Genomic DNA, 25,068 nt, shown 5'->3' with positions numbered 1-25,068 from the left:
ATGAGGAAAAGTGTGCGCGGTTTTCCTCTCCCATCCCGCTCTAACCTAATAGAACCGACGCAAAGGATGGAAAGCGGCCCGCAGCTCTCTGCTGAATAGATCCGGCTCCTCCCAGGCGGCGAAGTGCCCGCCCTTGTCCACTCGGTTGTAGTAGATGAGATTGTGATAAGTCCGTACTGCCCAGTTCTTCGGCGGCCGGTAGACCTCGCCCGGGAAAATTGTCACGGCCGCTGGGATCGAAATAGCGGACAGTTTACTGTTGCCGGCAGCGTTCTCCCAATAGATCCGGCCGCTTGAGGGTCCCGTGTTCGTCAGCCAGTAAAGCGTGATGTTGTCGAGGATCTCGTCACGGCTCAACGCATGCTCCGGTTCGCCACGGGTGAACACCCAGTCTGCGATCTTGTCGTAGAACCATGCCGCCAATCCGACCGGCGAGTCGGCGAGGCCGTACCCGACGGTTTGCGGACGCGTGCCCATGATCGCCGCATATCCGAAACCCTTGTTGAGGAATTCCCTGGCTTCATCAAACAAGGCTCGTTCCTCGGCGGTCAGCCCAGCCGGGGCGGGTTCCCCATATTTCAGGGCCTTCGCAACGTCAGGCGGGAGCGTGGTGGAGCGCTCGATCCTGTTGACATGGATGCCGAGCAGGCCCGAAGGCGCCTGGCGTCCCATGGCATCGGAAATGATGGCGCCCCAGTCGCCGCCCTGTGACACATAGCGGCTGTATCCAAGGCGCTGCATGAGGGCGTGCCAGGCGCGGGCGATGCGGGCCGGGTTCCAGCCGGTGCCCTTGGGTTTCTCCGAAAAGCCGAAGCCGGGGATGGACGGAAGCACGAGATGGAAAGCGTCTTCCGCGTTCCCGCCGTGCGCCGTCGGATCCGTCAGAGGACCGATGACTTTCAGCAGCTCGAAGATCGAACCGGGCCAGCCGTGGGTCATGATAAGCGGCAATGCATTCGCGTGATGCGAGCGAACGTGGATGAAATGAATGTCCAGGTCGTCGATATTCGTCTGGAACTGCGGCAAGGCGTTGAGCTTCGCTTCGGCCTTGCGCCAGTCGTAGTCCGTCTCCCAATAGCGCGCGAGCGCCTGAAGCTTCTCGAGTTGCACGCCCTGGGACCGGTCGCTGACGGTTTCCGGGTCTGGCCAGCGCGTCGCCGCAAGGCGACGGCGAAGATCGACGAGTTCTGCTTCCGGCACGTCGACGCGGAAAGGACGGATGTCGTCGGCCGCGAAAGACTGCGAGGCGGCCGCCATTGCGGGAGAGAATATTGCTGCAAGACTCGCCGCAGCCGCTCCGTTGAGGAGCAGGGCTCGACGGGAGAGAGTGAAAGCGTTGGCCGATTTCAAGTTCGCACCCCTTTGCCGGTCGTACCCAATATCCGTTTCATCGCAAGAAAGCTCACTTGAGGGGCACGACGAGGGGCTTGCCCTTGTTGACGATATAGGTCGCGAGCTCCGAGGCCTTGCTGCTGCCGACATTCTTCGCCACGTGGGCCACGCCATCCGGAATGAACAGGGCCTCGCCGGCGTGAAGCGTCACTGGGGCCTTGCCCTCGAGTTGATACTCAAGCGAGCCTTCGAGGACATAGGCGACCTCTTCGCCCGGATGGGAATGCTTGATCGAGGCCGCGCCCGATTCGATGTCGACACGCACTTGGACGACCTCACGTCCGGGGGTGCCAAGATCGTCGTTGAGGATATCGGTGCGGTGAATTCCCGGCTGCTGTGCCTCAGCAACGTTCAGCGTCCATCCGCCGCCAACGATCAACAATGCGGCTGCCGTGATCCGAGTGGGTTTCATAAGGTCATCCTTTCACTCCTATGATCGAGCCTTCATCCGAGGCCGGCGTCGATTTCAGTGCAGGCGTGTATTGGCGATGTGTCGGACGCGCGGGATATTTGTAAGCCCATGTATCCAGGCGCGCCGTCGGCGGGCCGGGCGAGCCCCGGCCGGCATCGGTCTTACCCCCAGGCCGATGCTTCACGTTGCGTGAATTCAGCGGCATGGAGCTTGACGAAGTCATGCACCCTCGTCGGCGTCCTGCCGGTGAGTTTGAACAAGTCGTCCGTCATACGGTCGTAGCGCCCATCCGCGTGAAGCTTCGACATTACGGAAAGGTGGCTGGCGAGGTGATCCGACACGCCGAAGCCGCGCAGAGCCTCGATCCAGCCGGCAAGCGGCATGTTGCGATACGTTATCTTGCGGCCCAACGCCTCGGAGAACACGCGCGCATAGTGCTCCAGATCCGCCGACTCGTAACCTGTCAGATTATAGACCTTGCCGATATGGGGCGCCGGCTCGTCAAGGATGACCGACACTGCGCGCGCCACGTCGACAGCCGAGACCGGCGAAGTCTTGCTGTCGCCGAGCGGCAGCGCCAGTTCGTCGCGCTCCCTAACGCCGGCGGCGGCCAGCCGCAGGAAGAAGCCCTCGAGGAACACCGTCGGCCGCACGGTCACGACCGGAAGCCCCGACCACGCCAATGCCTGCTCCGCAAGCCAGTGGAGCTTGTGCTGCGGGCTGTCTGTGGTTTCGGTGATGCTCATCTGTGTCACCGTCATCTGCGACATGTTCACGAATGCCTCGACACCATGGTGCCGCGCCACGGCGGCCGTGTTGACGGTGGCTTCCAGATAGGCCGGCGAAACCGACATGCCGAAATAGATGCGGGAAACACCCTCGATCGCGCGGTGCATCGATTGAAGATCGGTCAGGTCCCCCTGCACGACTTCGGCGCCGAGCCGCCTTAGACCCTCGGCACGCTCGTCTTCCTTGCGGACCAGCGCGCGCACCCTTTTGCCCTTGGCGAGCAGCATTTCGGTGACGTTGCGGCCGATGGCGCCGAGATCGCCGGCGGCTCCGGTGACAAGGATCGGCCTCTCATTCACGGATGTGGCGGTCATATTGAATTCCTTTCGATTACAATTTGTTGGAGCGGTTTGCTCAGACAATCTCGATGGTCTTGCGCTCATCGGCGGCGGCCCGCAGAAAGTCGATCCTGGACGGGGCGGTTCGCTCGTGAACATGCGGCGCCGGAGTCCGGTCGATCAGCAGGCTCAGCGTTTCGGGGCGGCTGTAGTGGCCAGCCGCATCCATGAGCTTCTTGCGTTGGTCGATCAGGGCAAAGTTGAGATCGGCGATCACTTCGCCTTCGCCCTCCGTGATCGGCTCGCCGATGATCTGGCCCTCCGGATTGACGATGGCGGTAAAGCAACCGCCGGAGATCGGCCCGATGGAACAGCCGGTATCCTTCATGATCTGGGCTTGCTGGTCGGCATAGAGCCACGCGGTGGCGTTGACCACGAAGCAGGCCGATTCGAGCGCATGCTGGCGGATGCTGACCTGCATCTTGTCCGTGAACGGCTGACCGTAAGCCGATCCAGGATACATCGCCGAATGGATCTGCTCGCCATCGGCGATGAGGGCGTAGCGCGCCAGCGGCATGAAGTGCTCCCAGCAGGCGAGTTGCCCGATGCGGCCGACGGCGCTGTCGACGGCGACGAGGCCCGAGCCGTCGCCCTGGCCCCATACGAGGCGTTCGTGATAGGTGGGCGTGAGCTTGCGGCGGCGCTGGATCAGCGTGCCGTCCGCGTCGAAGAGAAGCTGCGTATTGTAGATCGTGCCTCCATCGCGCTCATTGACGCCGATCGAGACCACCATGTTCGCCGCTTTCGCAGCCTCGCCGATCGCCCGCGTTTCGTCGGACGGGACCGTGACCGACTGTTCGAGGAGGCGCTGATGTTCCTTTCCCTGCATCATCTCGATCGCCGACTGTACAAAGGAGAAGTAGGGATAGTAAGGGACGAGGGTCTCGGGAAAGGTAGCGAACCGGACGCCCTGTTTGCCCAGCTCACGAATCTTCTTCACGACTTTGGCGACCGTACCCTCTCGGCTGTACAATACGGGGCTGATCTGCACGGCGGCGGCTCTGACGATGGTGCTCAAGCGATTATCCTTTCAGGTTGAGTTTCGAGTTCACGCCTTATGCTGTATATGCAACATTGGAAATGAGAGCAGTTCCTGGAGGAACATGCAGCGTTGTTCGTCGGGTTTGCGTTAAAGACTTGCGGGTTCGTCGGGAGGAAGGCTGTCAGCCACGCTGACGATGGCGGTGATACCTTCCTCGCCGAGCAATTCCCTTGCCTTCGCCTGCGCCGATCGCCAAGCGGGCGCCGCGATAACCAACAGTTCCTTGCCCGCTTCCGATATGAAGACCGGACGGCTCCGGCCGCCCGCTTCGGAAGGGATCTCCTCGACCCAGCCTTCCGACAGAAGCGGCGCCAGATTGCGCGTGAGCGTTGAGCGATCCTGGTAGTTGGCCCGCCCGATTTCGGCGCGGCTTGCTCCGCCCAGCTTCGCGATCAGCACCAGCAGCGAAAACTGCGAGGCATTGACGCCGTGCGGCCGAAGTGCCTGGTCGTAAATGCCGGTTACGACGCGCGATATCCGACGCGTGCGGGTCATCACGCAATGGCGGGTGACCTCGCCTATAACGCCTGCCTCGGCGGTCGGGGTGTTGCTGCTCGTCATCATGGGGCACTCGATAGTGCATATGCAACACAGAATGATGCATATGCAACGTTCTGTCAACGCCTGCTTCGACGCAGGACGCGACCAGCGGCTTGCCGTCCCGCCGCACAGGCGGGATTTGCGCAGTCTGCAGTTGAGACGACCAACCTGAAGCGGGGGGTCGGCCTGGCGCCGCTGAAGATAGTTTCGTTCGCCCCTGCACCAATACGGTGAGAGGATGACGAGTGCACAATTCTGCGATACTGTTTGTGCGCCGCACAATCTGAAAACAGGCAAGGCTGATGCCGGCAAATGCGAAGGTAACGCAACGGGCCCCACTCCGCGTCGACCTTGCCCTTCAGGGCGGCGGCGCCCACGGTGCCTTTACCTGGGGCGTGCTCGATCGCCTTCTGGAAGAGCCATGGCTGGTGATCGAGGGGATTTCCGGCACCTCAGCCGGAGCGATGAACGCGGCCGTCATGGCGCACGGCTATGCCCTCAACGGTGCCGAAGGCGCTCGCGAGGCCCTGGGGGCATTCTGGCGCAGGGTATCGGAGGCGGCGCGCTTCAGTCCATTCCAACGCGGCCCCCTCGATGTCCTGCTCGGCCGCTGGACGCTCGACCACTCGCCGGTTTTCGTGGCGATGGACATGATGGCGCGGGTGTTCTCGCCTTACAATCTCAACCCTACCGGCGCCAACCCGCTCCGCGCCATACTTGCGGAAACCGTCGATTTCGAGCGGCTGTCGACCAGTCAGACCAAGCTGTTTGTGACGGCAACGAATGTCCGCACCGGCCGCGGGCGCGTGTTCCGCAACGGCGAGCTGACGCCGGACGTGCTGCTTGCTTCCGCATGCCTACCGGCGCTCTTTCAAGCTGTCGAGATCGATGGTGAAGCTTATTGGGACGGCGGCTACGCCGGCAACCCGACGATCACGCCGCTGGTTCGCGAATGCACATCGCAGGACACCATCCTCGTGCAGATCAACCCGGTTGAAAGGCCGGGCACACCCCGTTCTGCGCGCGAGATCCTCAATCGCATCAACGAAGTCTCCTTCAACGCAGTCCTTTTAAAGGAACTGAAGATGATCGCCCTGCTTCGGAAGGTGGCGCAGGTGAAGGATGACGAGGGCGCACGCTGGGCGTCGATGCGGATCCACCGGGTCGCAAGCGACACCATGACCGACCTCGGCTACTCCTCGAAGCTCAATGCGGAATGGGAGTTTCTGACCATGCTGCACAACGAGGGTCGAAGCTCCGCCGAGGCCTTCCTGGACGCCCATGGCGACGATCTCGGCCACCGTTCGTCGCTCGATCTCGATATCTTGCTGGAAGGGATCTGACCCGTGGGGCTTCTCGGCATTCTGATCGGGCTCGGGCTCTTGATCTCATTCGCCTTCCGGGGCTGGAGCGTGCTGCTGCTGGCGCCGGTTGGCGCCTTCGTTACCGCGCTCTTTGCCCGCGAACCGGCGCTGGCGCACTGGACGCTGACGTTCATGAACAGCGCGGCAGGTTTCTTCGCTCAATTCTTTCCGCTGTTCCTTCTTGGCGCACTCTTCGGCAAGCTGATGGAGGACAGCGGTTCCATTACCGCCATCGCCGATTTCATGATGCGGCGGCTGGGAAAGGACCACGCCATCCTCGCTGTCGTCGTCGCCGGTGCGCTGATCACCTATGGCGGTGTCAGCCTCTTTGTCGCCTTCTTCGTCCTCGGGCCGATGGCGCAGGAGCTGTTCCGGTCGACCGGCATTCCGCGGCGGCTGATGCCTGCGGCGATCGTGCTTGGAACGTCGACTTTCACCATGTCAGCATTTCCGGGAACGCCATCGATACAGAATGCCATCCCGATGCCCTTTTTCGGTACGACACCTTTTGCGGCGCCAGGTCTCGGCATCGTCGCTTCCGTTATCATGCTTTGCTTCGGCATGTGGTGGCTTCGTCGCGCAGCGGCGGTCGCACGCAGGTCCGGCGAAGGGTTCGGGGAGGGCGCACCCGCCACACCAGAACGTCTCGCTTCCGACGACCGGCTGCGCGAACGCGCCACGGTCGGCAGGGAATTCGACCCGGCCGAGATCGCACATGGCCAACACGCCGAAGCTGCGCCGTCAATCCTGGTCGCGATACTGCCGCTCGCCGTGGTCGTTCTTGTCAATCTCGGCATGACGCTGTTGATCCTGCCGGCGCTTGATCTCAGGTTTCTTGCGGACGAGCGCTGGGGCGGGACCTCCCGCTCCGCCGTCAGCGGTGTATGGGCTGTCGTGACGGCGCTGGCCGCCGCAGTTGCGACCGTCGTCGCGTTGAACTTCCGCCGATTGCCGACACTGCGCGCGACGATGGACGCAGGTGCCAATGCGTCCGTCCTTCCGGCGGTCGCGGTCGCAAGTCTGGTCGGCTTTGGAGCGGTTGTCGCGGCGATGCCCGCCTTTGCGATCGTACGCGACTGGGTGCTCGGTATCGGTGGAGGACCGCTCGTTTCGATCGCGGTGGCCACGAACACCCTGGCGGCGCTCACGGGCTCCGCCTCCGGCGGCCTCACGATCGCCCTCGACGCGCTTGGAAGCACCTACCTGATGCGCGCCCAGGAAACAGGTCTCGACCCGGCGCTGTTGCACCGTGTCGCGGTCATCGGCGCCGGTACGCTGGATAGCCTGCCCCACAACGGCGCAGTCGTTACCCTGCTTGCCGTTTGCGGCTCAACCCACGGAGAGAGCTACCGCGACATTGTCGTCGTCGGAATTATCGGAGCGATCCTCGCGCTGATCGCGGTCATCGTTTTGGGGACCATTTTCGGCTCGTTTTGATAGTCCCGTGAGAGGGAACGTTGCGACTGAGCAGTCGTCGGGTTCAACCTCTGACGCTGGGTCCTGGCTACGATCCTGCGCTTCTGGCAGCCGCCCAGCGCGCGCTTTCTCGTACCGGGCGATGCCGATCTTGATCGCCACCAGCACGGGCGCGGCGAATACAAAGAGCAGGGCGACTGCGTTGAAGGCCGTGTCGAAGGCGATCACGGTGGACTGACCTGTCACGGCCCGGCCGAGAAGGCCCGTCGCTGCCCGGCCTGCGGCTGCCGCGTCCATTCCTTTCGCGCTCAGCATGGCTGTCGTGGTCGCCAGGCGTTCGATGACCGCGGAGCGCCCCGACGTGACACTGGCGCCGAGCACCGCGACATTGCCGGCGACGTTGTGGTCGATCAGGGTCTGGAGTGCGGCGACCCCGATGAGGCCACCAAGCTGACGACCCGTATTGAAGAGGCCGATTCCGAAGGCGAGATTTCGGCTGTCGAGCTTGCTGAAGGCGATCAGGGTGATCGAGAGAAACAGGAAGCCGAGACCGAACCCGCGCAGCAGGATCGCCGCCATCATGTCATCCGCGCCGCTTTCGCTGGTCGATCCGGAGAGCATCCACATCGAAACCATGATCATCAGGATGCCAAAAGGCACGGTGGCGAACGGAGGAACGTGGCGGACCTGCATGAGAAAGGCGGCAAAGAGGAGTGCGCCGACGAAAAGTGCACCGCTCGGCAACAGCAACTGCCCGGCATCGGTGGGCGTGAAGGCGAGGACGGACACGGCAAACGACGGAATCAAGTACGCGCTCCCGAACAGTGCGGCGCCGGCGACGAAACTGACGATGAAGGCGAAGAGAAAATCGTCCGATTTGAACACGGTTAAGTCGAGCAGGCCTTGGCCCCTTGCCAACACCTGTTGGCCGAGGAATGCCAGCAGAGCGGCCGCGCCGATCACGGCCAGCCACAGGATGCGCGGTTCCTCGAACCAGTCCCATCGGCTGCCTTGGCTGAGGACATAGGTGAAACAGAACAGCGTGATGGAAATCAGCGAGAAACCGATCCAGTCAAACGGGCGGCGGTGTGCGGTCCTGACAGGCGTCGGGCTATCCGCGACCATCAGGAGCCCGGCAGCCGCCAGCGCGACCGGAACGACGCTGAAGAAGATCCATGTCCAGGATTGGCTATCGAGCAACCACCCCTGAAGAGCGGGGGCGATCGTCGCCGGCGCGACAACGGACCCCATCGCAAACAGCGCCTGAAGAATGGGCTGCCGGGATTGCGGATAGGCGAGAAAAATGATCGCCTGGCCGCCGACGAGCAGGGTGGCGCCGGAGAAGCCTTGAATCATGCGCAGTGCAATCAGCAGGTCCAGCTGCGTCGTAAAGGCGGCAACGCCGCACGCCATACCCATGGCGAGCGTCGAGGCGATAATCAGGCTCAACGGATTGATGCGGCTCACCAACCAGGGGACTGCCATGAAACCGATGAGCTTCAGAGCGGTATAGCCGACATCCAGCCATGCGAACTCGTCGGGAGTGGCATATGTGTCACCGATGATGTCGCCGCGTCCGAGCGACAGGACCGTGCTCGCGATCGCCTCGGTCAGCGTGGCCAGCACGATGCCCGCGATCAGAAGGGCTCCTGCCTCAGATCTTCCGCGGGCCGGTGCAACTGCGATGGCCGAGGTCATGGCGCGCTTCCCGTGTCGACCGCGACGCGCGCGGACAGGCCGGGCACGAGGCGGCCGGGCATCGGATTGCTGGCAAACCGGATCTTCACGGGAACACGCTGGACGACGCGAACGAAGTTGCCTGTTGCATTGTCGGCCGGGAGCAAGCTGAAGGCTGACCCGCTGCCGGGTGCAAAGCTGTCGACCACGCCTTCAAGCGCTCCGCTCGGATAGCCGTCGATGGTGATGCGGACGCGCTGACCGGCCTGGATATGTTCGACCTGGGTCTCCTTGAAATTGGCCACGATCCACACATCGTTGACCGGAACGATATCGAGTAGTGGGACGCCGGGCGTAACAAACCGGCCGATGCGGACCTGACGGTTGCCGATGACGCCGCCGACGGGTGCGCGGACCACGGTGCTCTCGAAATCGATCTCAGCGAGATCGCGCGCGGCCCGTGCCTGGGCCACCGCAGCGACGGCCGCCTCGCGCTGGGCGGCAAGGACGGCGATGCGCTGCTGCTGCGCCTCCAGCGTTGCGGCGGCAGCCGACACGCTCGCCTCGGCTCTCGTTCGCGCCGCGTCGCTTTCATCGACATGGGCCTGACTGATGGTGTTGCTGCGGATGAGTTCGCGGCGGCGGTCATAGGCCTTGGTCGCCAGGTCCAGCTCCGCAACGGCGGAACGCCGCTGAGCCTCGGCCTGCCTGATCATGGCATGCTGGAGCTCAGTCTCCGCATCGACATTGGTGAGGTGCGCCTCGGCGGCTGCGACGTTGGCTTCTGTCTGCGCAAGGCGCGCGCGATAGTCGCGATCGTCGATGCGGAACAGAACGTCACCCGTGCGGACCGCCTGATTGTCCTTGACCTCTACCGCCGTGACATAGCCCGCGATCTTTGGGGCGAGCGAGGTGACATCCCCGCGGACATAAGCGTTATCGGTCGACGTTGCGCCGCTGGAACGGGCCCAGGCCCAGCCGGCCGCCACGACGACCACCGCCCCGAGGCACAGCGCCAAGCCGACGACCTTTTTCTTGTTGAGTTGCGCCACGACGACCTCCGGTAATGTGCGTTACCATCACATTTACGGTAATGGCTGTTACCAGTCAAGAGGCTGCATCGTCCGTTGAGATCACGGGCGTTGTTTTGCCTATGTTGGCAAGAAGCGTAATGGCTGAAGAGGTAGCCGTCGACTATACAAAGGTTGGCAAGTATTGCGCCGGGATTCAACAGTTTAAAATCTGGGGTTGCAGCGAAACAATGCGGTTGGAAAGTCTATGGGGAGCCCTTCTTCAAGCCGCTACCGAGCTCTTCTTCGAGCAAACCTGTAACGCTAGGAATTACCGCATGCTGCATCGATCGAAGCGAACTCGCCAAGAAGCAAGGAAAAATTCGAGCTGATGATTGCCTGTGCAGGCACGGCGCTAATGCCCCTGGCGATCGGGAGATTGAAGGGCGTGACCTTGATGGCCTGCCGCAAGGACGGCGGTCGCTTCCGCCGGCGCGTCGACCGGCAGCGTGAAGATAAATCTCGCTCCGTGCGGTTCGTTATTCTCCACCCGTAACTGACCGCCGTGGGACTCGACGATCGAGCGGCAAATTGCGAGCCCCATGCCCATCCCGTGCTCTTTTGTCGTGAAGAACGGCTCGAATATCCTGTCGGGAAACGCGACGCCGGGGCCGCGGTCACTGATTTCGGTCTGGACGAGATCCCCGATCCGGCGCACGCGTATTCCGAAAACCCTGTCGTCCGCGGAAGAATCCATCGCATCCATGCCGTTGCGGATGAGGTTGATCAGCACCTGCTGGATCTGGACGCGATCCAGCATGACGAATGGAAGGTTGCTTTCGACATCAACATCCATACGAACGCGCCGCCGCGCCGCCTCCTCGGCCATGAGATCGCGCGCTTCGGCAATGACGCTGGCGAATGTCGTGCTGGTCCTCGTCTCTCTGGAGTGCTTGAACAAGGCACGGATGTGGCTGACGACGTCCGCTGCCGAGTTGGCATCCTGGATGATACGCTCAATCCTCTTTTGCGCCCGCTCCATGTTTGGCGGGTCGGCGGTGAGCCAGCGCTGGCAGGCGTGTGAGTTTGCTACGATGGCCGCCAGCGGTTGGTTGACCTCGTGCGCGATGGACGCGGAGAGTTCGGCAAGGCTCGCCGCCTGACTGGCGCGGGCGAGGTTCTCCTGGGCAAGCCGCAAGTCATCCCGAGCACGGACCTGATCTTCAATATCGAGGCAGACGCCATTCCATTGTACGATCGCGCCGTCGCCATTGCGCATCGCGGCGGCTCGCATTTCAACCCATCGGTACTCGCCGTCGAAGCGACGTAGGCGATGCTTCTGCGCATAGGGTTCGCCGGTGGTCAAAGAGTGCGCGAACAGCTTTTTTACCGCGGCCAGATCGTCCGGATAAATGATTGCGTCCAGCACGTTGGCGAGGCGTGAGCTGTCGGCGACATCCTTGTCCTCGACGTCGAAACCGACGAAGCCACGCAATTGCTGGCTGAAATATATGGGCCTACCGTCCGGCGCCGCACACCAGATAAGCGCAGGCAGGGTCTCGACGAGGTCTCGCAGCGAGCGCTCGCTTTGCCGCAATCTGAGCACCGCAAGTTGGTGTTGCCGGGATATGGCGGCGACGATGAGCGCCGATAGTGCCGAAATGGCCAGGAACAGCTGCAGCATGATCTGCCTCTGCCTCTGGGACTCGGGATCGCCGGCAAATTGGCTGGCGCCGGAAATTGTGAACACCGCAGTGATCAGAGCGAGGACGATCAAGGTGACGGCGGCGCCTCTGAGCTCAAAGCGCACTGCCGCCCAAAGAAGAGGCGGCATGATGATATAGGCGAAGGGGAGATAACCACTCAAGGAAAGGGCGGCGACACCGAGAAAGATCAGCCCGAGGACACTGGCCTCGATCCATCGCGCGGCCGAGAGCCGGGAATTTCCATGCCAGTTCTGGAATACGTCCAGCGCCAACGGCGCCACGATCAAGACCCCGGTGGCGTCTCCTATCCACCATAGTGGCCAAGCCGCCGTGAAGGTCTGCGACAATATGCCGAACCACGCAAGTGTCGCACTTCCGACGGTCGCGCTAATGGCTGGCGCAATTCCAGCACCCAATACGACGAATGCGAGAACTTCCTTCAGGCTCTCCAGGCGAACCGGGCGCCCGCAGACCCGGGTCACGAGCCAAGCGCCGGCCATCGCTTCAAGAGCGTTGCCCACATACATCAGGATGGACGCAGGCAGCGGGCTATGGAACCACAAGAACTGACCGATCAGTTCACCGACGCAGCCCGCCAGCACCCACCACGGCCAGCTCGGTGTCGACGCGAGCATAAGCGTAGCCATGAAAAGCCCGCCCGGCGTCCATATTGAAATGCTTGTTCCGGGTACGATCCCGAGCACATTTGCGAATGCGCAGCCCAAGACATAGGCCGCCACAAAGAGTGCCAGATGCAAAAATCGAGGCCGCTGCAACCAGACGCTCATCATTGGTTGCTCCCACCGGACAAAACAAGGTCCCGGACTTCAGCGCTTCGTATGGCGCTCGTCCTCGATATCCGGGATGGAGAAAACGCACCCACGCCTTACCCCCCAAGGCCCGAGCCACACCTGGAAAATTCAAGTGTCGCGCGGACACCTGTGAGAGCACTCGCTCCCACTCGCGCAACGAGGAGCCCGGTTCTGTTGAAACACGCCGATGTCAACCGACGCAGGGAACCATCCGGTGACGTAGTTTTTGCTGTTGTGAGACGGTCCATTTGTACACCGCATGGCGAGTTTAATGCAAAGAAATCGTTGGTGTGAGAGCTAACCTCTTGGCTCGATTGCCGCGGGCCGAGATCGGTGGCGCATTCCGCTCTGGCAGCTCCCGCTCACGGTAGGTTCTCTTGTCCAGCCAGGGCCTCGCCGATCGCTGCGAGCAGCGCTTGCCCGTCAAAAGGCTTGCGGAAGAACCGGTTGTGCTTTGCCTCCTGCGGCTCAGGGATCTCGTGGCGGCCGGTGATCAGGATCACCGGCAATCCCGGGCGCATCTCGCTCATCACGCGCTTCAGTTCGAAGCCGTCCATGCCGGGCATGCCGAGGTCGGTGATCAGACAATCAATCTCCGGCACCGCATCGCTGTTCAAGAGGGTATGGGCCGACGAGAATGCCCGTACGGCGTGCCCCGCGGACTCAAGAAGATCCGCAAGCGAATCGAGCACGCGCCGGTCATCATCGACGACCGCCACCACGCCCTTTGAGTTGGACATACGCAAGAATTTCCTCAACGTCTGGAACGAATGACTGGAACTTGCAATTTTTCCGCAATTCGCACCAGATCTGCAAGTGAGGTTGCCTGCATCTTCTGCATGATTTTGCTGCGGTGCATTTCAACCGTGATCTCATCGATGTCGAGCTCGGTGGCCGCCTGTTTGTTCGGAAGCCCGCTCACCACAAGCGGCAGCACCTCGCGCTCCTGTGGCGTAAGTGCCGCCAAGCGGCGTTCGAACTCGGTCAGTTCCACCCGTGCCGCTCGTTGAACGCGGTCCCGGTCGATCGCCGCCCGAACCGCCGCGACCAGATCGTCCTCACCGACCGGTTTCCTCAGAATGCCGACAACGCCGCCCCCAATCACAAGCTCCGACGCTGAAATGTCATGCCCCGTAAGGAAGACGATTGGGGGATGAATGTCCCCGGACAGCTGCTTCTGAAACTCGAGGCCGTTGATGCCGGGCAGCCCGACGTCGAGGATCAGGCAGGCCGGGTCATCGGGCCTCGCATAGACAACGTAATCCGCAGCGACGGCGAACGTCACGGCCCGCCATCCCAGCGACTCCAGCAGTTCACCGAGCGCCTCGCGCACCCTGGCGTCGTCGTCCACCACGAAGACCATTTCCTCGCGCCGGCTCATGCTGCCTCGCCCGCCTCGTCGTCGGCCATCCAGAGGCGCCCCCCATGAGAGTCGATGGTCGAACGGCATATCGAGAGCCCCATGCCTATCTCTTGCTGCCTCGTCGCGAAATACGGCTCGAAGGCGCGCTCGGCGCCCTTGAAACTGATTCCGGCGTCGGGAACCTCCGCGCGAATCGCGTCCGGGAGCGTATCTGGAGCGCACGCGCCGTCGACAACTGCGTCCATCACCTCGATACCGTCGCGGATCAGATTCATCAACACCTCCCCGCCTGGTGGACGGCCGCCTGGAGTGTGCGGCCAGTAGTAGACAACCTAAACTTTCGTTTAGTCTGAATACGAGTCTCGATGTGGTAGTTTTGCAATGAGACAGAAGGAGGATGCCCCGGCGATTTACGCGGTTGGAGTTTGGAGTACGTTGACCGCGTCTTCCTCGCTATGGGAGGCGATCGTACCATGCGCTGAACTATAGCGGACAACCAACGCCAGCACTCGAAGCGTGCGGGGTGTTAAATGTCAGCTTCCTTCGGCGTATCCGTTGGATTGGGACTTCCCGAGGGCAGAGTTGAACGTAGTATCGCATCTTGAAGTGCCGGAGACCTGTTACAGGTTCCGGCCTGGGCAAAATTCAGTTTTGGCCAGCACAAGTCGCAGTTCGAGGGATTAGCCTTCGAACCAAGTAGTTTCCGAAGTAGAGTTAGGTTCTTGAGTCATTCATGCACCATCGCTGTTATTGATGACGATGACGCGCTCCGCGAGTCGATGAAGGATATGCTAGAGTCGCTGGGCTACGAAGCCATTGCTTTTTCGTCGGCGTCGGAATTCCTCGCGTTTCACCGCCAATGCCAAATTCACTGCATTGTCTCCGATGTCAAAATGCCAGGTATCGACGGCTTGCAGTTGTTGGAAATATTAAACAGCAAGGGTGTACAAACGCCGTTCATATTCATGACGGCGTTTCGTGATCAGCGGTTAACCACGGCTGCCCGGCAAGGGGGCGCTCGTGGTGTTCTATCAAAGCCCATCGACTCAGATCAACTGGTTGCGATGCTTGAGTCGGCAGTCGGCGGCGACGACTGCGGTGAGGGCACGGACTAGCCGCTCACTTCCGGCATCAGAGCAGGGGGCGCAGACCTCCAAACAGATGACTGCACGGCGCCCGTAGCTACGCCGTTTGTCTGCGAATGACATGAAAAATGGCCGCCCCTTCGAAGGTGAGGGGCGGCCAAGCCGGCTGCACCGCGGCGGGGGAGGGGAAGGACTTGCCGCCCTAGGACGGGGAGGGGGACCCATCCTTGTGGTCAACCGGTGCATGCCACGTTGCTAGAGTACGTAGAAATGCATGCGTGCGTAACTAGACGTTGGTATGGAATCCCGAGAGCGACACTCGCCACCATCCCGTGAATGTCTATTTCCGGGTGGCAACGGGCTTCCGGTTATTCGTCGCACCGACGACGCGGCCCGCAATATGCGGGCCAACTTCACTTTCTGCATCACGCGGGTCATACTAATCGTGAAGACCTACTGCATGTTTCCTGAAATCCTACTCGATTCAAGGACGGAAATTGGCAGCAATTCAAGGTGCTAGCGTCCTTTGCGCGCCTGATGAGACGCGCGGCGCTGCAGGGGTGGAGATTTGGGAGCATGGCGAAGCTTGTCTTCGGAATGAACCTGTCCCTAGACGGTTACGTCGACCACCAGGAATTTGCGCCTGGCCCCGCCCTCTTTCGTCACTGGATAGAGCACGTGCGCGACCTGACCGGCAGTGTGTACGGTCGCCGCATGTACGAGATCATGCGTTATTGGGATGAAGACCGTCCTGAGTGGAGTGAGGAGGAACACGAGTTCGCGGCGGCGTGGCGGCGCCAACCGAAGTGGGTCGTGTCGCGCTCCTTGAAGTCGGTCGGCCCCAACGCCACACTTGTCGAGGATGACGTCGAGGCGGCGGTCCGTGCGCTAAAGGCTCGGCTCGTTGGAGAGATTGCAGTTTCTGGACCAAATCTGGCACGAAGCCTGACCGATCTTGGTCTTATTGATGAGTATCGACTCTACTTCCACCCCGTCGTGCTTGGTCGCGGTACGCCATACTTTGCCGCCCCACGGCCGCCGCTCCGCCTTGTTTCCAGCGATCGCGTTGGCGAGGACACGGTTCGGCTGACATACGTCCCGGCTTAGTCGCGCTGCTCGCCCGATGCACTACGCCGATGCGTCAGGTCCGCCTTTGGGCGGAAGCCGCCCTTCGCGACCCATCGGCGGCGCCCCTTTTTGGGGTATGCGGTCCAGGAGTCTTTATGGGCATGGATTTGAACCTTCACAGCACGACGGAACCGCCGGGGCCGTGAGGCCCCGGCGGAGCTGTCAGGCGGCAATCTTTTCGTCCGCAGGCCCAAAGATCTCGAAGTGAACGCGTTCGCTCGGAACGCCCGCGCGGGTCAGATCACCGACCAAGGCGCGCAGGAAGGGCTTGGGGCCGCAGAGGTAAAAGTCCGCCGACGCGAAGGGCGTATTCTCCCTCAGCCAGTTTGCCGTGATGAAGCCATCATGATCGTGCGAGTAGCCCGCCGCATCTGCCGAGCCCGGCTCGCTGTAGAATGTCCGGACCGTGACGCCGCCGTGCGTTTTGGCGAGCGATCGCACATGGCGATCCATCGCGTGCGTCGAGCTGTTCAGCGCACCGTGGACGTAGTGGGCCTCCAATTCCGGGTAGTCCGAGGCGATCGCTTCCAGCATACTCACCATCGGTGTGAGCCCGACTCCGCCTGAGAGGAGCACGACCGGCCGGCTCGGTTCATCCGGAAGGAAGAAGTCCCCCGCGGGGGGAGTAACCTCGAGCACGGTGCCGATCTCCGCGTGGTCGTGCAGAAATTTCGAGCCGCCCTGACCGTGCTCCTCACGCTTCACCGAAATCCGGTAGTACTCGTCATTGGGACCGCTGGAAATCGAGTAGTTGCGCTTCACGTCGGATCCGTCGGCGAGGCGGAAGCGGAAGGTCAGGTACTGACCCGGCCTGTGCCTGACGACCGGCTGGCCGTCCGTCGGCCGAAGTATGAACGACGTGACGACGTCACTCTCCTTCCGCCTCACGGCGATCGCGAATGTTCGCCATCCATTCCAGCCGCCCGCCCTTCTATCAAGATCGGCGCGGATCTCGGCTTCGCGCTCCTTCAGCACGTCGGCAAGGAACCAATATGCCTCGCCCCAGGCCTCAAGCAGGGCGGGAGAGGCGGCGTCTCCGAGAACGTCTCCGATCGCCGAAAGCAGTGCCCTGGCCACGAACGGATAGTGCTCGGGCAGAATGTGATAGCCGATGTGCTTGTGCGCGATGCGTTCGATGGCAGGACCGAGAACCGCGAGGTTTTCGATATTCTCGGCGTATGCGAGGATCGCCGCCGCAAGCGCGTGCACTTGCGATCCCTTCTCACCCTGATTGGCGTGATTGAAGAGTGCCCGGATGTGTTCCTCCTGAAAGAGCAGCGTGTACATGCGCTTGGTGATTTCAGCGCCATGCGCGGCAAGCGCGGGTGCGCTCTGTTTCACGAGCTCGATTGTCTGCGATGACAGCGGACGTGGCATAAGAGGTCCTTTCTTTCTCTTAGCTGATTTCAATGCCTGGATTGCGATCGTAGAACTCGATCTGCAGATTGACCGGCCCCGCAAGCTCCAAGCGATGCGGAACTTCGGGGGGAACGATCCCCGGTCTATAGCGATCAAGAAGGATCGCCTGTGTCGCGCCATCGGCGCGATACCTCACTGCGCCGTCGTGGACGCGAATTACACCCCAGGTTCCGGATTTGAGCGCATGCGACCGAAGCAGGGCTTGAGGCAAAGAAGCCTCGTCGAACGCCGAGGTGATCCTGTACGGCGTGGTCGGCCCTGCCGTCTTGGCCGGCTGCCCCGAGTATGCTTGTGACGCCTCAGGACGAATGGCGCGCGACAGCCGCGATGCTATACGTGTGGCTTTGGCTTGCATCTCAATCGCCAAATGCTGCGGCAGCATCTCGGATGTCGTCAGGCGCCACAGAGCCAGCCAGCGATCGAACATTTCCGGACGGATCCGTTCGGCGTGGATCATGTGCATGGAGACAGGATTTCCTTTGTACCGGCCTGTCGTCAGCATCACCGACGACCAGAACTCCGACAGGCGGACCAAGTGCTCGTCCCAATCCGCGACGACGGCAAAGACTGGTCCAAGCTCGGCGTCGGCTCTCACCCGCTCGTAAAACCGCGCCAGAATTTTCGGAATTTCGCGCTCGTCGAGTTTTTCTCTTTCCACCGCAAGCCTCCATAACATGCTTCTGAGATACATCTATTGCGCCGCACAAAAAGATGCTATTGAAATGCATCTTTATCGGGCAGGCGTTTTGACGCAGGTGGGAAAATGAGGCTCACGCGATATACGGACTACGCGATCCGGACGCTGACTTACCTGGGCGCGCGGGAACCCGCCGTGTGCTCCATACGTGAGATTGCGGATGCGTTCGACATCTCGCAGAACCACCTGATGAAGGTCGTGCAGGATCTCGCGAACGTCGGCTTCATCAAGTCGACGCGCGGACGAAATGGTGGGATTCAGCTTGCCAGGCCCGCCGGCGAAATAAACCTGGGGGACCTGCTGAGGCATACGGAGGGTTTGACGGACCTTATTGAGTGTTCCGGCTGTGTGATAGCTCCGGCCTGCAGTCTCCCACCGATACTGTCGGAAGCAACGAGAGCCTTTGTCTCAGTGTTTGAGAAGTACACCATCGCCGATCTTCTGCGACGAAGACGCGACCTCCAGGCATTGCTGCAGGCGGCATAGCGGGCCGTGAGGGGGAGAGGGCCGGTGATTGATGGCTCGATCTCGACCATGTGGCAGATGTCGAGGCAAAATGCACGTTCCGTTTACAGGCATTTCGGAAGCCCCCAGCGATGCTGGGGGCTGTATTGCACGGCGCATCGTATTTAAGCGGTGATAAACTCGAGGATGTCGCGGTTGATCACGTCGGCATGGGTCGTCGCCATCCCGTGGGGAAGCCCCTTGTACACCTTGAGCACGTTGTTGCTGAGAAGCTTGGCGGACAAGAGGGCGGAGTCGGCGACCGGAACGACCTGGTCGTCATCTCCGTGCATGACGAGTACCGGCACATCGATGGTCTTGAGGTCATCGGTGAAGTCAGTCTCCGAGAATGCCTTGATGCCATCGTACTGGGCCTTGGTGCTGCCCGTCATTGCCTGCCGCCACCAGTTCTCGATCACAGAGTTTGACGGGATCGCGCCGGGCCGATTGTATCCGTAGAACGGTCCGCTTGCGAAATCCCGGTAAAGCTGGCTGCGGTTCTCCAACAGTGCCCTCCTGAAACCATCGAACACTTCAATGGGCAGTCCGCCGGGGTTTTCGGGCGTCTTGACCATCAGCGGGGGGACTGCGCCAATGAGGACCAGCTTGGCCACGCGCCCATTGCCATGGCGGGCGACATAGCGGGCGGCTTCGCCACCCCCCGTCGAGTGACCGACGTGGATCGCATTGCGAAGATCCAGGTGCTCGACCACGGCCGCGGCATCGCTGGCATAATGGTCCATATCGTGGCCGTCGTTTACATCGCTTGATCGCCCATGCCCACGTCGATCGTGAGCGACGACGCGATAGCCCTTCTCCATGAAGAAAAGCAGCTGTGTGTCCCAATCGTCGGAGCTGAGCGGCCAACCGTGATGAAACATGATGGGCTGCCCGCTCCTCGGGCCCCAATCCTTGTAGAAGATCTCTACGCCGTCGGCGGTTGTGACTCTGTTTGCGCGCAATGCGCGGCCCACCGCCGGAGACGCGGGGGCGGCCGAGGCTGTTGTGGCCGACGTCACGGGAAGAGCCGCTGCGGTGGCGAGGCCGAGCCCGGCGGTCATTACGCCACGGCGAGTGGCCTGGGTGCTATTGGAATCCATTGCTTTCTCCTGCATCCGCAAAAATGGCGTCGATGCGTGTTGGATGGTTTTCGTGCTCGAGGTCGTTGAGCGCTTGCGAACATGACCGCCCAGGCTCGCCGACTGAAGCTGTACATAGGTTTGGGTACCGGGTCTGTGTGCGATCGCGATCATCATTCAAGACAAAGCGGCAAAGGCGACGTGCCATGTGGATAGCTAATAAAAACCTCCGCTTGTGATAGATCAGTCCGGCTCCTGTCAGCAGGAATGAAGAGTACGTCGTTCGTTTGGCAAAGATCAGTTGTCGCCAATGACGACCAAAATCCAGTGAAATTAAGAGGTTTAGTGATGCGCGATCTAGTCGCAATCGTTACGGGTGGCAGTTCCGGCATCGGCCGCGAAGTGGCTATTACTTTAGCAAAGCTTGGAGCTCGTGTTCTGATAACGGCACGGCGTCAGCCGGGAATTGATGAAGTCTGCGCCCAATCGGAAAATATCAAAGGAATTGTTGCCGATGTAGCAAAGGCGGCAGATGTCCAGCGGACGGTTGAGGAAGCAATCGGTCTTTGGGGGAGGGTGGATATTCTGATCAACAACGCCGGAGCAGGTGGCATCATGCCGCTTGGGGACGCCACGGAGGAGCGCATAAAGGACATCTTCGCTGTCAACGTAGTGGGCCCAAGTCTGTTGGCCGCCGCAGCCCTTCCGCACCTGAGCGGCCGGGGCGGAACGATCATCAACATCTCCAGCACCTATGGTCACAAGGCTGCTCCGGGCTTCTCGCATTACGCCGCGAGCAAGGCAGCGCTCGAGCATCTCACGCGTTGCTGGGCGCTTGAGCTTGCACCCCATGGAATTCGCGTAAATGCAGTTGCCGCCGGACCGACGGAAACCGGCGCGCTGACGGGGATGATGGGACTGACTGCCAAAGAAGCGGAGGACGTCAAGGAGTATGAGCGCAATCTCATCCCCTTGAAGCGGCGCGGCACACCGCATGACGTGGCGCAATGGATAGCAATGTTTGCGAACCCGGACACGGCATGGACGACTGGTCAAATTCTGTCGGTAGATGGAGGGCTCTCGGTCGTCTGAGGTCGCGCTGATTTGGTCTGAGGGCGACGGCTGAATTGGCGAGGGGGTGTAGCGGTCCCCTCCGACCCCCCCCGGAGGCGCTGTTCGCGCGGCAACACGGGAACGAAAAAGGCTGGCCGCGAATCTTAGTTGTCGCGGCCAACCTCTTGCTGTTTCCAGGTATTAGTGGCCCATTCTGCGGTGAGGAGGTGCCGGTCGCCCGGCACGTCACCAATGCTCTCGTCACGTGCTCCGCTTTACTTCGGCTGGGCCGCCATGGCAAACCACTGTTCGAACGTAATGCGGCCAAGGCGCGGGCTTTTGTCCGAAACGAGAGAGTTGTCCTCGAGGCGGGCTCCGAAATAGCGTGCTTCCGGATCTGCCACGACCTTTCTCGGATCGTTCATCTTCTTCAGATAACGCTCCACCAATCCACTGAGCTTCATACGATCTGGGCCGGCGATTTCGACGATTCCATTCTGCGGCTTGCCCAGTGCCACTTCGGTCATGGCGTCCGCGACGTCGTCCGATGCGATCGGCTGTATGAAAGCAGGCGACAGGTGCACCGTGTCACCGACGGTGCCGGATTGGGCGATGCCGTTGACGAACTCCATGAACTGTGTGGAGTGCACAATCGTGTAAGGAATGCCGGATGCCCGGATCAGCTTTTCCTGCGCCAGTTTGGCGCGGAAGTAGCCGCTTTCCTGCAGGCGTTCGGTGCCGACCACCGACAGAGCGATGTGGTGCTGCACACCAGCCACTTTCTCTGCAGCGAGCAGGTTCCTGCCCGAAGTCTCGAAGAACTCAAGTACGGCCTTGTCCTCGAACGATGGGGAGTTTGCGAGATCAAGGACCACCTCGGCATTCTTAAGAGCGTCGGCGAGCCCTTCGCCGGTAATCGTGTTGACGCCCGTATTTGGTGCCGCAGCGATGACTTCGTGGCCGCGCTTGCGCAAGCGGTCGGCAGTCTTTGAACCGATCAGGCCGGTCCCGCCAATAATTACGATTTTCACAGGAATATACCTCCGGTTGCAGATCAAGTCGCGTTTGGAGTCGAGCGGTCGAGAGCAATGATCTAGTTCAAGCCGGCCTTGTCGAGGCCAAAGGCCTTGTCGGCTGATCCCGGCACGGCCTTGAACCCGATGCTTGCGCGGTTCCAGGCATTGATGGTCATGACTGCGAATGTGAGGTCGGAAATCTCTTTCTCGGAGAGCTGACCGCGGACACGCTCGTAAATGTCATCGGGAACACCGCCGACCGGCAGGTTCGTCAGTACTTCCGTCCAGGCCAGCGCTGCCCGCTCGCGAGGTGCAAACAGGTTGGACTCACGCCAGATCGCAACATGGTGGACGCGCAATTCGCTTTCGCCATGGATCTTTGCTTCCTTGACGTGCATGTCGAGGCAAAAGGCGCAGCCGTTCAATTGGGAGGCACGGATCTGCACCAGGTCTCGCGTCTTCTGGTCGATGACGCTGTCGTTCACTGCGGCGCTGAGCTCCATCAACTTCTTGAAGAGCTCGGGGGACTGCTGTGCGTAGTTCAGGCGCTGTGTCATTGAAATCTTACCTTGCTTGTTCGCCAATGGATGCCGGCCACGCCGGCACGTGGGAGATGGAACGCCACGAATAGTAGTTTGAACGCTCCTCCCGCGGATCCTAAACCTTGGTTTAGGATCCAGTTTGAGCCACTCGCGGACACGAGATTTGCGGCGGCTGGAGCAACACCAGATCAACGATTACGGGATTTACTTCTTCTATCTGCTGGGGGCGGCACCCCCCTCTGCCCTGCCGGGCATCTCCCCACAAGGGCCCACAAGGGGGAGATCTGCAAGAGGCGGAGTCCTCGCTCCCTCTTTTCGAGAATGGCGAACCTCCCTTCGGAGCTGGTGGTGGACACGGCGGTGCCTTCTGCCAATCTTCCCACTGGTAGGGGAGATGCCCGGCAGGGCAGAGGGGGGAGCCACCAACAGGCCACATGTCGCGTCGAACGGGCGTCTTTAGAAAACGGGATGCCGAGCAATTGTTCTCGGACGGTTGTTCACCGCGCCAGGATCAGATGAGCTCCGATTTTTTCACCAGGTCGGCTAGCGAGCGGGCTTCCATCTTTCGCATCACGCTGGCTCTGTGAATCTTGACCATGATCTCACTGATCCCAAGCTCATAGGCTATTTGCTTGTTCATAAGGCCGTCGGTGACGTGCTGCATCACTTCCTTTTCCCGGGGCGTCAGTGTCGACGCTTTCTGCTTGATAGCGTTCCTGACGACGGCATCCTGTCGTTTGGACCGGTCCGTCTCGAAGGCCCTCGCTACTGCACCGAGTAGTTCTTCATTGGTGAAGGGCTTTAGCAGAAAGTCTACCGCACCGGCTTTCATTGCGCTCACACTCATGGGCACATCGCCATGGCCGGTCACGAAGACAACTGGAGTTTGGCATCCCAGATCCTCCAGCCGGGATTGAAACTCGATGCCACTCATCCCCGGCATGCGAACATCCAGAACAATGCAGCCGGACGTATTCAAGGACCCATTCTCGATGAAATCCAGAGCATCGCGGAAAGAACATGATTTGATGCCCACAGATTCAAAGAGGTCGGTCATGGAGAGACGTATTTCAGCGTCGTCGTCAATCACAATCACGGCTTGTTCTTCGACTGGCGCGTCTTCGATTTTGCGTGCGGCAGACATGTTGCTGTCTCCTCGAATGCGGGAACGATAGCTGCATTCTGCCTCCAATCGTCGAGGGAGGCACTCTGTTTCAAGGTATAGAATGGTTTAGGCCGCCCGCGTGTTTGGCCGTAGCGAGCAGAGGCTGAAGAATGCGCAATTGAACGATCGGCGATATCACTGCATTGTCAGCGCGTTAGGCGATGCGGCACTCGCTTGGCTCGAGGCCACGGCTCATTGCATCCTCGACAATCGGGCTCGTGCGTGCCTAGTTTGGCACAGCATTTGTGCCGGGATGTCCGTAATGATTATTGGTGATAAGACCGCCGGTTTATCGGCCTTTGTTTTGACCGTAGAGACCGGCTCCTTCAGCGCGGCTTCCAAGCTCCTGGGAACCACCCCATCCGCGGTCTCAAAGAGTGTAGCAAGATTGGAGCAGCGCCTTGGAGCCAAGCTCTTCAGGCGTTCCACGCGATCGCTCACGCTGACCGTCGAAGGAACAGCCTATTACGAGCGAACCGTGCCGTTGCTCCGGGGCCTTGAGGATGCCGAGGAAGTGGTTCGGTCGGCTTCCGCCGCTCGCGGCACGCTGCGCGTAACGATGCCGAGCGAGCTCGGAAGAATTTTGATGGGCGCGTTGACAACCGATTTCCTGCGCGTCCACCCGGAGATAAGGCTGGAGGTGGGGTGGGCGGATCGTCCAGTGGAATTGATCCGCGAGGGCTACGATCTGGCATTGCGTGCCGGTGCGCCCATTGACAGCGAACTCAATCTCCGCACGCTCGGCGAACTGCCGATGGTCCTGGTAGCGTCGCCGGAGTATCTGAGCGAGATTGGACGTCCCGTTTCCATCGAACAGCTCGGCCGCGCAAATCATTTGCGCTACATCCTCGGCGGGCGACCTTTTCTCATCCAGTTCCTGGATGGTGACACCATCGAGCCTGAGGGCCGTCTTGATCTGGATAGTGGCTTCGCGCTTCGGGCCGCCGCATTAAACGGCTTCGGAGTGGCCTATCTCCTGCGTTGCGCGGTCGAAGCCGACATCCGCGCGGGCCGGCTGGAAGTCGTTTTGCCCTCACGCCCCCTCAAACGCGTGCCACTTCATTTTCTTCATGCATTCGGCAGGACGCCGCCGTTGCGCGCACGACTGTTCATGGACTTCGTGGCGGAACAGATCAAACCGTACCTTCATGGCCAGTGAAAGTTCCGATGACGCCGGAGTAGCCGGTTGTCCTCGCGCTTACGTCCGGTGGCTATCGCGGCAGAGCCGCCGCCGGTCTTCCTCTTGCCGTTCAGCGCGTGCGGATCCGAGGCCGAACGATGTTCATCTGCAGTTCGTGGCTTGACGCATACGGACCGAGCACTTTGACCAGGCGCCTTTGCTCGGCTTCGCTTATACCCGCCCGCCTGCAGTATTCCGCCACATCGAAGATATGCTTTGCCGGAGACCCATCGAGGGCTCCAATATCCCTGCGTATCATCCCGTATCTCCCACTCCATCTCGTGAACGGTAGACCGGATGCCGTTTAGCCGTCGCTCGTGGCGGTGTAGATACTTTCCG

At 60.9% G+C, this 25,068-nt stretch carries 25 protein-coding genes and 1 pseudogene; 7 read left to right on the top strand and 19 right to left on the bottom strand.

Going from position 1 to position 25,068, the window contains the following annotated elements; all coding sequences use genetic code 11:
- Nucleotides 1–45: 45 nt before the first annotated feature.
- The 5 genes from QA637_RS23865 to QA637_RS23845 form a co-directional block, all read right to left on the bottom strand.
- The gene (locus tag QA637_RS23865) at nucleotides 46–1,350 is read right to left on the bottom strand and encodes an epoxide hydrolase family protein (RefSeq protein WP_283065101.1); all 1,305 of its coding nucleotides are present in this window, start codon (nucleotides 1,348–1,350) and stop codon (nucleotides 46–48) included.
- A 52-nt stretch (nucleotides 1,351–1,402) separates the two neighbouring features.
- Entirely contained in the window at nucleotides 1,403–1,804 is a 402-nt protein-coding gene (locus QA637_RS23860; protein ID WP_283065100.1) for a cupin domain-containing protein, read from the bottom strand.
- A gap of 161 nt (nucleotides 1,805–1,965) precedes the next feature.
- A complete protein-coding gene (locus QA637_RS23855) occupies nucleotides 1,966–2,907 on the bottom strand; it encodes an NmrA family NAD(P)-binding protein (RefSeq protein ID WP_153437636.1) in 942 nt (313 codons plus the stop codon).
- 40 nt (nucleotides 2,908–2,947) lie between these two features.
- On the bottom strand, nucleotides 2,948–3,949 hold the full coding sequence (locus QA637_RS23850; RefSeq protein WP_283065097.1) for a nitrilase-related carbon-nitrogen hydrolase: 1,002 nt from the start codon (nucleotides 3,947–3,949) through the stop codon (nucleotides 2,948–2,950).
- 111 nt (nucleotides 3,950–4,060) lie between these two features.
- Nucleotides 4,061–4,537 carry a MarR family winged helix-turn-helix transcriptional regulator gene (locus QA637_RS23845; RefSeq protein ID WP_234886805.1) on the bottom strand — a complete coding sequence of 159 codons (477 nt, stop codon included), beginning with the start codon at nucleotides 4,535–4,537 and terminating at the stop codon, nucleotides 4,061–4,063.
- A gap of 278 nt (nucleotides 4,538–4,815) precedes the next feature.
- Here QA637_RS23845 and QA637_RS23840 point away from each other — a divergent pair, with 278 nt between their 5' ends.
- Entirely contained in the window at nucleotides 4,816–5,856 is a 1,041-nt protein-coding gene (locus tag QA637_RS23840) for a patatin-like phospholipase family protein (protein WP_153437639.1), read from the top strand.
- A gap of 3 nt (nucleotides 5,857–5,859) precedes the next feature.
- Nucleotides 5,860–7,314 carry a GntP family permease gene (locus tag QA637_RS23835; protein WP_184108905.1) on the top strand — a complete coding sequence of 485 codons (1,455 nt, stop codon included), beginning with the start codon at nucleotides 5,860–5,862 and terminating at the stop codon, nucleotides 7,312–7,314.
- Here QA637_RS23835 and QA637_RS23830 read toward each other — a convergent pair.
- From QA637_RS23830 to QA637_RS23805, 7 genes and pseudogenes are all read right to left on the bottom strand, one after another.
- Entirely contained in the window at nucleotides 7,207–8,991 is a 1,785-nt protein-coding gene (locus QA637_RS23830) for an MFS transporter (protein ID WP_153437641.1), read from the bottom strand. The genes QA637_RS23835 and QA637_RS23830 overlap by 108 nt on opposite strands.
- Nucleotides 8,988–10,022, bottom strand: a complete 1,035-nt coding sequence (locus QA637_RS23825) for an HlyD family secretion protein (protein WP_184108904.1) — start codon at nucleotides 10,020–10,022, stop codon at nucleotides 8,988–8,990. The genes QA637_RS23830 and QA637_RS23825 overlap by 4 nt, the downstream gene beginning before the upstream one ends.
- Before the next feature lie 373 nt (nucleotides 10,023–10,395).
- Nucleotides 10,396–10,941, bottom strand: coding sequence for a sensor histidine kinase (locus QA637_RS31050; RefSeq protein WP_412766026.1), 546 nt, complete (start codon nucleotides 10,939–10,941; stop codon nucleotides 10,396–10,398).
- A gap of 3 nt (nucleotides 10,942–10,944) precedes the next feature.
- Nucleotides 10,945–12,477 (bottom strand): annotated as a pseudogene (locus tag QA637_RS23820) (MASE1 domain-containing protein); the annotation flags it as partial.
- Nucleotides 12,478–12,860: 383 nt separating this feature from the next.
- Nucleotides 12,861–13,238, bottom strand: coding sequence for a response regulator transcription factor (locus tag QA637_RS23815; protein ID WP_283065091.1), 378 nt, complete (start codon nucleotides 13,236–13,238; stop codon nucleotides 12,861–12,863).
- A gap of 14 nt (nucleotides 13,239–13,252) precedes the next feature.
- Entirely contained in the window at nucleotides 13,253–13,879 is a 627-nt protein-coding gene (locus tag QA637_RS23810; RefSeq protein WP_283065090.1) for a response regulator transcription factor, read from the bottom strand.
- Nucleotides 13,876–14,136, bottom strand: coding sequence for an ATP-binding protein (locus QA637_RS23805; protein ID WP_283065088.1), 261 nt, complete (start codon nucleotides 14,134–14,136; stop codon nucleotides 13,876–13,878). The genes QA637_RS23810 and QA637_RS23805 overlap by 4 nt, the downstream gene beginning before the upstream one ends.
- Before the next feature lie 447 nt (nucleotides 14,137–14,583).
- Here QA637_RS23805 and QA637_RS23800 point away from each other — a divergent pair, with 447 nt between their 5' ends.
- Both QA637_RS23800 and QA637_RS23795 read left to right on the top strand, forming a co-directional pair.
- Entirely contained in the window at nucleotides 14,584–14,976 is a 393-nt protein-coding gene (locus tag QA637_RS23800) for a response regulator transcription factor (protein WP_283065086.1), read from the top strand.
- Nucleotides 14,977–15,522: 546 nt separating this feature from the next.
- Nucleotides 15,523–16,053 (top strand): dihydrofolate reductase family protein, encoded by a 531-nt coding sequence (locus QA637_RS23795; protein WP_283065084.1) that lies wholly within the window; start codon nucleotides 15,523–15,525, stop codon nucleotides 16,051–16,053.
- Between the two features lie 183 nt (nucleotides 16,054–16,236).
- Here QA637_RS23795 and hmpA read toward each other — a convergent pair whose 3' ends face one another.
- Together hmpA and QA637_RS23785 are read right to left on the bottom strand one after the other, a co-directional pair.
- The gene (gene hmpA, locus QA637_RS23790) at nucleotides 16,237–17,451 is read right to left on the bottom strand and encodes an NO-inducible flavohemoprotein (RefSeq protein WP_283065083.1); all 1,215 of its coding nucleotides are present in this window, start codon (nucleotides 17,449–17,451) and stop codon (nucleotides 16,237–16,239) included.
- A gap of 19 nt (nucleotides 17,452–17,470) precedes the next feature.
- Nucleotides 17,471–18,151, bottom strand: a complete 681-nt coding sequence (locus QA637_RS23785) for a TehB-like domain-containing protein (RefSeq protein ID WP_283065082.1) — start codon at nucleotides 18,149–18,151, stop codon at nucleotides 17,471–17,473.
- 105 nt (nucleotides 18,152–18,256) lie between these two features.
- On the opposite strand from QA637_RS23785, the gene QA637_RS23780 reads away from it, so the two are divergent.
- Entirely contained in the window at nucleotides 18,257–18,676 is a 420-nt protein-coding gene (locus QA637_RS23780) for an RrF2 family transcriptional regulator (protein ID WP_153437654.1), read from the top strand.
- Between the two features lie 143 nt (nucleotides 18,677–18,819).
- Here the strand turns inward: QA637_RS23780 and QA637_RS23775 are convergent, their stop codons facing one another.
- Nucleotides 18,820–19,794: an alpha/beta fold hydrolase gene (locus tag QA637_RS23775; RefSeq protein ID WP_283065081.1), complete on the bottom strand. Its 975-nt coding sequence runs from the start codon at nucleotides 19,792–19,794 to the stop codon at nucleotides 18,820–18,822.
- A 327-nt stretch (nucleotides 19,795–20,121) separates the two neighbouring features.
- Between QA637_RS23775 and QA637_RS23770 the strand changes: the two genes are divergently transcribed.
- Nucleotides 20,122–20,865 (top strand): SDR family NAD(P)-dependent oxidoreductase, encoded by a 744-nt coding sequence (locus tag QA637_RS23770; RefSeq protein ID WP_283067319.1) that lies wholly within the window; start codon nucleotides 20,122–20,124, stop codon nucleotides 20,863–20,865.
- 236 nt (nucleotides 20,866–21,101) lie between these two features.
- On the opposite strand, the gene QA637_RS23765 is transcribed toward QA637_RS23770, so the two are convergent.
- The 3 genes from QA637_RS23765 to QA637_RS23755 all read right to left on the bottom strand — a co-directional run bounded on the left by QA637_RS23765 (nucleotide 21,102) and on the right by QA637_RS23755 (nucleotide 23,528).
- A complete protein-coding gene (locus QA637_RS23765) occupies nucleotides 21,102–21,857 on the bottom strand; it encodes an SDR family oxidoreductase (RefSeq protein WP_184108902.1) in 756 nt (251 codons plus the stop codon).
- Nucleotides 21,858–21,919: 62 nt separating this feature from the next.
- On the bottom strand, nucleotides 21,920–22,399 hold the full coding sequence (locus QA637_RS23760) for a carboxymuconolactone decarboxylase family protein (RefSeq protein WP_153437661.1): 480 nt from the start codon (nucleotides 22,397–22,399) through the stop codon (nucleotides 21,920–21,922).
- A gap of 496 nt (nucleotides 22,400–22,895) precedes the next feature.
- Complete coding sequence (locus tag QA637_RS23755; protein ID WP_153437665.1) at nucleotides 22,896–23,528, bottom strand: response regulator transcription factor; 633 nt, start codon at nucleotides 23,526–23,528, stop codon at nucleotides 22,896–22,898.
- Between the two features lie 274 nt (nucleotides 23,529–23,802).
- Here QA637_RS23755 and QA637_RS23750 point away from each other — a divergent pair, with 274 nt between their 5' ends.
- Nucleotides 23,803–24,708, top strand: a complete 906-nt coding sequence (locus QA637_RS23750) for a LysR family transcriptional regulator (protein ID WP_283065080.1) — start codon at nucleotides 23,803–23,805, stop codon at nucleotides 24,706–24,708.
- A gap of 91 nt (nucleotides 24,709–24,799) precedes the next feature.
- On the opposite strand, the gene QA637_RS23745 is transcribed toward QA637_RS23750, so the two are convergent.
- Nucleotides 24,800–24,988: a hypothetical protein gene (locus QA637_RS23745; RefSeq protein WP_283065079.1), complete on the bottom strand. Its 189-nt coding sequence runs from the start codon at nucleotides 24,986–24,988 to the stop codon at nucleotides 24,800–24,802.
- Nucleotides 24,989–25,068: the final 80 nt, after the last annotated feature.

Origin of the sequence: Sinorhizobium terangae, from assembly GCF_029714365.1 — a bacterium.
GTDB lineage: Bacteria > Pseudomonadota > Alphaproteobacteria > Rhizobiales > Rhizobiaceae > Sinorhizobium > Sinorhizobium terangae.
Note: the sequence above shows the minus strand (reverse complement) of the source record. Positions and strands in the feature narration are given on the sequence as shown.

Excerpts from the sequence above, each read along its gene's own strand:
- QA637_RS23860 (WP_283065100.1), bottom strand. The coding sequence starts at position 1,804 with ATGAAACCCACTCGGATCACGGCAGCCGCATTGTTGATCGTTGGCGGC.
- QA637_RS23855 (WP_153437636.1), bottom strand. The coding sequence starts at position 2,907 with ATGACCGCCACATCCGTGAATGAGAGGCCGATCCTTGTCACCGGAGCC.
- QA637_RS23845 (WP_234886805.1), bottom strand. The coding sequence starts at position 4,537 with ATGATGACGAGCAGCAACACCCCGACCGCCGAGGCAGGCGTTATAGGC.
- QA637_RS23840 (WP_153437639.1), top strand. The coding sequence starts at position 4,816 with ATGCCGGCAAATGCGAAGGTAACGCAACGGGCCCCACTCCGCGTCGAC.
- QA637_RS23830 (WP_153437641.1), bottom strand. The coding sequence starts at position 8,991 with ATGACCTCGGCCATCGCAGTTGCACCGGCCCGCGGAAGATCTGAGGCA.
- QA637_RS23815 (WP_283065091.1), bottom strand. The coding sequence starts at position 13,238 with ATGTCCAACTCAAAGGGCGTGGTGGCGGTCGTCGATGATGACCGGCGC.
- QA637_RS23810 (WP_283065090.1), bottom strand. The coding sequence starts at position 13,879 with ATGAGCCGGCGCGAGGAAATGGTCTTCGTGGTGGACGACGACGCCAGG.
- QA637_RS23805 (WP_283065088.1), bottom strand. The coding sequence starts at position 14,136 with ATGAATCTGATCCGCGACGGTATCGAGGTGATGGACGCAGTTGTCGAC.
- QA637_RS23795 (WP_283065084.1), top strand. The coding sequence starts at position 15,523 with ATGGCGAAGCTTGTCTTCGGAATGAACCTGTCCCTAGACGGTTACGTC.
- hmpA (WP_283065083.1), bottom strand. The coding sequence starts at position 17,451 with ATGCCACGTCCGCTGTCATCGCAGACAATCGAGCTCGTGAAACAGAGC.
- QA637_RS23780 (WP_153437654.1), top strand. The coding sequence starts at position 18,257 with ATGAGGCTCACGCGATATACGGACTACGCGATCCGGACGCTGACTTAC.
- QA637_RS23775 (WP_283065081.1), bottom strand. The coding sequence starts at position 19,794 with ATGGATTCCAATAGCACCCAGGCCACTCGCCGTGGCGTAATGACCGCC.
- QA637_RS23770 (WP_283067319.1), top strand. The coding sequence starts at position 20,122 with ATGCGCGATCTAGTCGCAATCGTTACGGGTGGCAGTTCCGGCATCGGC.
- QA637_RS23760 (WP_153437661.1), bottom strand. The coding sequence starts at position 22,399 with ATGACACAGCGCCTGAACTACGCACAGCAGTCCCCCGAGCTCTTCAAG.
- QA637_RS23755 (WP_153437665.1), bottom strand. The coding sequence starts at position 23,528 with ATGTCTGCCGCACGCAAAATCGAAGACGCGCCAGTCGAAGAACAAGCC.
- QA637_RS23750 (WP_283065080.1), top strand. The coding sequence starts at position 23,803 with ATGTCCGTAATGATTATTGGTGATAAGACCGCCGGTTTATCGGCCTTT.
- QA637_RS23745 (WP_283065079.1), bottom strand. The coding sequence starts at position 24,988 with ATGATACGCAGGGATATTGGAGCCCTCGATGGGTCTCCGGCAAAGCAT.